Origin of the sequence: Flavobacterium phragmitis (assembly GCF_900112575.1) — a bacterium.
GTDB lineage: Bacteria > Bacteroidota > Bacteroidia > Flavobacteriales > Flavobacteriaceae > Flavobacterium > Flavobacterium phragmitis.
In genome coordinates, this window is the sequence record NZ_FOMH01000017.1 from 117,860 (window position 1) to 119,048 (window position 1,189).

A 1,189-nucleotide genomic window follows, 5' to 3' on the forward strand; every position below is an offset into this window, starting at 1 on the left:
TTTTTGTCTATAAAATTTATTCTAGCACTAGATTTTATTTCTTTCAAATAATAACTATCACTTCACAGAAGTTCCATAGGAACGACAAATTTTGTAGCAACGGATTTTAATCCGTTGAAATCAATTAACGCCTTTTAATAAAGTTCCGTAGGAACGATACATTTTACAATAAACCTATTAGTGCAAATTTATAATCTGTGCCCGCAACAGTACGACACAAAACAAATCATTAAAACAAAGTTTACACAGATAAATCAGCTTTTATATCTAGAAATAGAACAAACGTATCTTTGCGGGCACGGTTGAAACTCCACATACCGAAAAAGATGCCTGTTTGTTCATATATCAAATATACGTAATTAGTTTTCATTAACAAATCAACAACAAGCGATATTCACCGTCATTTTCTCTAGGTGCTCTATGAACACAAGGCAAAACTTCTTGTTTGGGATGATCAACAGCCAGTCGCCAAAGATGTCCTAAACCTAAATTAACAGGCTCCGCATTTTCATGAAGCTGATAATGCAAATCGAAAAAATTTTCCTTTAAAAAGTCTTCGAATTCTTCGTCTGGTCCGTCATGGAGTTCTTTTAGCTTTGCGCGGATTTTTGGAATCAGAATCTTTTGTTCTGCCTGCGAATTAGCCACAATATCACTTGCCGCTCCGTGATAGGTACATAAAAAAGTATCTGTTGCAACAGGCGAACGATCTACATGAAACGAATATACATCCGTCGAAATGAAATCAAATTCATCATCACGTTCGTAACATTTCAGCAAATTAAGAGAGGGCGAAGCGCCAAAATCGGTTAATAATTGTAAATCATTTAAGATTATTTGTCTGGCAATTTTCCCTTTTTCTGAGAGTTGAAGCGCGATTAAATCTTCAGCAGAAACTTCTGTTATATTTTGTTTTAAAGATAACTTTGCTACAATCTCCTTAAAATCACCATCTAAATTTCTGTACCAGCAAAGTGCATTCATCTCTCCTTTGAAATGGGTATGCACAAGATCCGAGAAAGTAGAAACTACTCCAATTTGTTTACTGTCAGAAAATGTATTAATCATATGTAATAAATCGTTGAGTATAATTGTTTTTTAAACACATAGAAACATAGATTTTCTTTGTGGTAAAAGTCGTTTCACTTTTAATAAAACACAGAGCAAACTATGTGTTAAAAAAACTCAA

General features: G+C 33.6%; 1 protein-coding gene. It reads right to left on the reverse strand.

The window, feature by feature from the left end:
- Positions 1 to 369: 369 nt before the first annotated feature.
- A complete protein-coding gene (locus BM289_RS23640) occupies positions 370 to 1,068 on the reverse strand; it encodes a DUF1826 domain-containing protein (protein ID WP_091498550.1) in 699 nt (232 codons plus the stop codon).
- Positions 1,069 to 1,189: the final 121 nt, after the last annotated feature.